The organism is Leclercia sp. M-A074-M (assembly GCF_965195605.1).
Lineage (GTDB): Bacteria > Pseudomonadota > Gammaproteobacteria > Enterobacterales > Enterobacteriaceae > Enterobacter.
This window is the reverse complement of sequence record NZ_CBDAHM010000024.1, coordinates 1-4,766: the sequence shown is the minus strand read 5'-3', so window position 1 is coordinate 4,766 and position 4,766 is coordinate 1. Positions and strand designations below refer to the sequence as shown.

At 54.6% G+C, this 4,766-nt stretch carries 5 protein-coding genes and 1 pseudogene; 4 read left to right on the top strand and 2 right to left on the bottom strand.

Features of this window, described 5'->3' with window-relative positions; genetic code table 11:
* Window positions 1-113: 113 nt before the first annotated feature.
* Window positions 114-1,019, bottom strand: a pseudogene (locus ACOKCT_RS22830) (IS4-like element ISVsa5 family transposase); the annotation flags it as partial.
* 142 nt (window positions 1,020-1,161) lie between these two features.
* Between ACOKCT_RS22830 and aac(3)-IId the strand changes: the two are divergent.
* Together aac(3)-IId and ACOKCT_RS22820 are read left to right on the top strand one after the other, a co-directional pair.
* Window positions 1,162-2,022 (top strand): aminoglycoside N-acetyltransferase AAC(3)-IId, encoded by an 861-nt coding sequence (gene aac(3)-IId, locus ACOKCT_RS22825; protein WP_000557454.1) that lies wholly within the window; start codon window positions 1,162-1,164, stop codon window positions 2,020-2,022.
* Between the two features lie 12 nt (window positions 2,023-2,034).
* A complete protein-coding gene (locus ACOKCT_RS22820) occupies window positions 2,035-2,577 on the top strand; it encodes an AAA family ATPase (protein ID WP_000587837.1) in 543 nt (180 codons plus the stop codon).
* 481 nt (window positions 2,578-3,058) lie between these two features.
* On the opposite strand, the gene ACOKCT_RS22815 is transcribed toward ACOKCT_RS22820, so the two are convergent.
* Entirely contained in the window at window positions 3,059-3,250 is a 192-nt protein-coding gene (locus tag ACOKCT_RS22815) for a hypothetical protein (protein WP_000951934.1), read from the bottom strand.
* A gap of 23 nt (window positions 3,251-3,273) precedes the next feature.
* Between ACOKCT_RS22815 and ACOKCT_RS22810 the strand changes: the two genes are divergently transcribed.
* Together ACOKCT_RS22810 and ACOKCT_RS22805 are read left to right on the top strand one after the other, a co-directional pair.
* Window positions 3,274-3,501 carry a hypothetical protein gene (locus tag ACOKCT_RS22810; protein WP_000248278.1) on the top strand — a complete coding sequence of 76 codons (228 nt, stop codon included), beginning with the start codon at window positions 3,274-3,276 and terminating at the stop codon, window positions 3,499-3,501.
* Window positions 3,502-3,551: 50 nt separating this feature from the next.
* Window positions 3,552-4,679 (top strand): DUF3883 domain-containing protein, encoded by a 1,128-nt coding sequence (locus ACOKCT_RS22805; protein WP_014837927.1) that lies wholly within the window; start codon window positions 3,552-3,554, stop codon window positions 4,677-4,679.
* Window positions 4,680-4,766 lie beyond the last annotated feature (87 nt).

Genomic DNA, 4,766 nt, shown 5'->3' with positions numbered 1-4,766 from the left:
CAGCATTTTATTATGGTGATCCCCTGGGCGAAATGCGCCTGGTAAGCAGAGTTTTTGAAATGTAAGGCCTTTGAATAAGACAAAAGGCTGCCTCATCGCTAACTTTGCAACAGTGCCGGACTTTTCAAGTCTCGGAAGGTTTCTTCAATCTGCATTCGCTTCGAATAGATATTAACAAGTTGTTTGGGTGTTCGAATTTCAACAGGTAAGTTAGTTGCTAGAACCCATGGCTCCTTTGCCGACGCTGAGTAGATTTTAGGTGACGGGTGGTGACAATGAGTCCGTGTCGAGCGCTGATTTTTTCGGCCTTTAGAGCGAGATTTATACAATAGAATTTGGCATGAGATTGGATTGCTTTTAGTCAGCCTCTTATAGCCTAAAGTCTTTGAGTGACTAGATGACATATCATGTAAGTTGCTGATAGGTTTCCAGTTTTCCGCTCCTAGGTCTGCATATTGTACTTTTCCTCTTACTCGACTTAACCAGTACCAACCCAGCTTCTCAACGGATTTATACCATGGCACTTTAAAGCCAGCATCACTGACAATGAGCGGTGTGGTGTTACTCGGTAGAATGCTCGCAAGGTCGGCTAGAAATTGGTCATGAGCTTTCTTTGAACATTGCTCTGAAAGCGGGAACGCTTTCTCATAAAGAGTAACAGAACGACCGTGTAGTGCGACTGAAGCTCGCAATACCATAAGCCGTTTTTGCTCACGGATATCAGACCAGTCAACAAGTACAATGGGCATCGTATTGCCCGAACAGATAAAGCTAGCATGCCAACGGTATACAGCGAGTCGCTCTTTGTGGAGGTGACGATTACCTAACAATCGGTCGATTCGTTTGATGTTATGTTTTGTTCTCGCTTTGGTTGGCAGGTTACGGCCAAGTTCGGTAAGAGTGAGAGTTTTACAGTCAAGTAATGCGTGGCAAGCCAACGTTAAGCTGTTGAGTCGTTTTAAGTGTAATTCGGGGCAGAATTGGTAAAGAGAGTCGTGTAAAATATCGAGTTCGCACATCTTGTTGTCTGATTATTGATTTTTCGCGAAACCATTTGATCATATGACAAGATGTGTATCCACCTTAACTTAATGATTTTTACCAAAATCATTAGGGGATTCATCAGCGTATAGTGTTTTGCAGTTTAGAGGAGATATCGCGATGCATACGCGGAAGGCAATAACGGAGGCGCTTCAAAAACTCGGAGTCCAAACCGGTGACCTCTTGATGGTGCATGCCTCACTTAAAGCGATTGGTCCGGTCGAAGGAGGAGCGGAGACGGTCGTTGCCGCGTTACGCTCCGCGGTTGGGCCGACTGGCACTGTGATGGGATACGCGTCGTGGGACCGATCACCCTACGAGGAGACTCTGAATGGCGCTCGGCTGGATGACGAAGCCCGCCGTACCTGGCTGCCGTTCGATCCCGCAACAGCCGGGACTTACCGTGGGTTCGGCCTGCTGAATCAATTTCTGGTTCAAGCCCCCGGCGCGCGGCGCAGCGCGCACCCCGATGCATCGATGGTCGCGGTTGGTCCGCTGGCTGAAACGCTGACGGAGCCTCACGAACTCGGTCACGCCTTGGGGGAAGGATCGCCCGTCGAGCGGTTCGTTCGCCTTGGCGGGAAGGCCCTGCTGTTGGGTGCGCCGCTAAACTCCGTTACCGCATTGCACTACGCCGAGGCGGTTGCCGATATCCCCAACAAACGGTGGGTGACGTATGAGATGCCGATGCTTGGAAGAGACGGTGAAGTCGCCTGGAAAACGGCATCGGATTACGATTCAAACGGCATTCTCGATTGCTTTGCTATCGAAGGAAAGCCGGATGCGGTTGAAACTATAGCAAATGCTTACGTGAAGCTCGGTCGCCATCGAGAAGGTGTCGTGGGCTTTGCTCAGTGCTACCTGTTCGACGCGCAGGACATCGTGACGTTCGGCGTCACCTATCTTGAGAAGCATTTCGGAACCACTCCGATCGTGCCTCCGCACGAGGCCGTCGAGCGCTCTTGCGAGCCTTCAGGTTAGAGGCCGTCGACAATGATAATCTGGATCAACGGACCTTTCGGCGCCGGAAAGACGACGCTCGCTAAGCGGCTGCGCGATCGGCGTTCCAAATCGCTGATCTTTGACCCCGAGGAAATCGGGTTCGTGGTGAAAGAAACGGTCCCCATGCCAGCGAGCGGAGACTATCAGGATCTCCCCTTGTGGAGGGGACTTACGATCGCGGCGGTCAGGGAGATTCGAAGGAATTACTCGCAGGACATCATCATCCCAATGACGCTCGTGCACCCGGACTATCTGACTGAGATACTCGACGGGGTAAGGCGGATCGACGATCAGCTGCTGCACATCTTTCTGACGCTCAACGAGGACCTATTGCGTCACCGGATCGCGAACCAGACCATGCATCCTGACCCGAATCGAAATGCGGAGATTCGAGAGTGGCGATTAGCGAATGTCGCCCGATGCTTGGCCGCAAGGGAACGGCTTCCATGCACAACCCGTGTTCTCGATAGTGGTGCACACACCAGCGATGAACTCGCAGCGATGGTGCTCGACGGAATCGATGGGCGCACCTGATCGCCTTCGACGCCTGCGCAAAGCGTAGCGCGAGGGTGGCGGGCTCACGACCAAACGCCCAGAGGTCGATCATCGCAGGGATGTTTGGCTTTGTGGTGCGGACGACGGGACTCGAACCCGTACTCTCACAGAGAAGCAGATTTTCGTACCACCTCGACTTTCGCCGCCGTCTGATGACGTTCGTGGTCTGGACTGTCCCTTCGCCATTGCCCGAAGGCTTTAGGCGCCGCCCGTCCAGTCTCTACACCTTCCCCCGAAGGGGCTTGGCTCGGGATTGGCTTAGGGTATTGCCCGTTAGCGTTCCCCGACTTTGAGCGGTTCTACTCCGCGGATTTCCCCGCGGGCACTCCAATTTTAAAGTCTGCTGCGTCTACCGATTTCGCCACGTCCGCCTTTTTTCGCCGTTCCTAGCGCTCGTGCGATGCACCTATGTTGCACCTAGCGCCGAATCGTTCTTCGTCATCCTGAAAAACCACGTCTCCTAAAGCCTTGCATAGCTTATCTTTTCTCCACCACGAACTTTTTTGTGGGATGGTAGAAAAAAAGACTTTTTAAGTCCGCTGGCTTGCCAGGCCTTGTTAGCTTGTACGGTCATGGTTATCGGGTAAAGAATATTGACGGCATCGCTGGTGTCGGTGGCTGAAAAGCCGGCTCCCATCAGGGCAATAGCCATTTCAGATGCAGGCGTACAGGGCAATGGTCAACAGCTACAGCCTGTCTGACGATTCCGGCGTCATGGCTGCGGCGGCTATCACGCATTTTTTGTTCGGTCAGGCGGTGTTTTCGTACCTCAATGGTTGGAGCGTGTTGATCGGACCTGGTACAGGTTTGGACAGCACGGGCTGCAAATACGCAAGGGATTTAATGGGCCTGGTGGCGTTCACGGCTTTTATCGTGACGTTTCTGTTCAGGGGCTACTCATAATCTCGTGGCTCGGCGGTTCCCGGCACACCATGACAGTAAGGAAGGACCCTGTGTCTCAACTCTCCCAGCTTCGAAGCCCCGCCGCCGTGCAGGCTGCCATCGATGAGTTCGTGCAACTGGGCCGCACGAAATTCCTGGCGCGCCACGGCTACGGCAAGTCCCGCGACTTCCTGGTACGTGATCCGAAGACCGGCACCGATTGCGATTCCAAGGCCATCGCCGGTGTGGCCTTCGGCAAGCAATTTCCCGAGCAGGGCCCGCTCACTGCTGACAGCTTCTCCGGTGGCGAGGCGACCGTCGTTCCGGCGCTGACGCGGCTCGGGTTTCGCATCATTCGCATCGGCGAAGACTGGTCCGAAGAAGAGGTCCTGGCCACGGTCGAAGACTATTTCGACATGCTGCGTGCCGAGGCGGCTGGGGAGCCGTACAACAAGTCCGAGCACAACCAGGCACTGCGCCAACTGCTGAACGGTCGCAGCAAGTCTTCAGTCGAGCTCAAGCACCAGAACATTAGCGCCGTACTCGATGCCCTGGGCCTGCCCTATATCAACGGCTACAAGCCACGCGGCAACAGCCAACTGCTGCTGCGTAAATCCGTACACGCCTACGTTCTGGAACATCAGCAGACGGTCGGCGCTCTTGTCGATGCCCTGGAGGAGGTAAAACTTCCGGGTGACAAAACCTACCGAGCGGCTTTGGTAGAACCACCCGCCCGTGAAGTGCTTGTGCGTACCCCGGCATCTCTACGGCAACGCCTACCGCGAAAGTTCGATTATGCCGCTCGCGATGAAGCCAACCGCAAGCTGGGCCGGGCAGGGGAGCAGTGGGTGATTGGCTACGAACAGCAACGCCTGACCGAGCTCGGCCACCCAGAGCTTTTTCAGCGGCTGGATTGGGTGTCCGACACCCAGGGAGACGGTGCGGGGTTCGACATCCTGTCGTTCGAAGAGGACGCCCATGAGCGCTTCATCGAGGTGAAAACCACCAATGGCGGGGTAGGCTCGTCTTTCTTGGTCAGCCACAACGAACTCGAATTCTCCAAGGAGGCGGGCGATCAATTCCATCTGTATCGCGTGTTCCAGTTTCGGGACGGTCCGCGCCTGTTCACGCTACCCGGCGACCTCAGCCAACATGTGCATCTCAAGCCGACGGGCACTGTTGCAAATAGTCGGTGGTGATAAACTTATCATCCCCTTTTGCTGATGGAGCTGCACATGAACCCATTCAAAGGCCGGCATTTTCAGCGTGACATCATTCTGTGGGCC

What these genes read in the sequence shown, in the direction of transcription:
- ACOKCT_RS22810 (WP_000248278.1), top strand. Translation starts at nt 3,274, where the DNA reads ATGGTCAACAGCTACAGCCTGTCTGACGATTCCGGCGTCATGGCTGCG.
- ACOKCT_RS22815 (WP_000951934.1), bottom strand. Translation starts at nt 3,250, where the DNA reads ATGGCTATTGCCCTGATGGGAGCCGGCTTTTCAGCCACCGACACCAGC.
- ACOKCT_RS22820 (WP_000587837.1), top strand. Translation starts at nt 2,035, where the DNA reads ATGATAATCTGGATCAACGGACCTTTCGGCGCCGGAAAGACGACGCTC.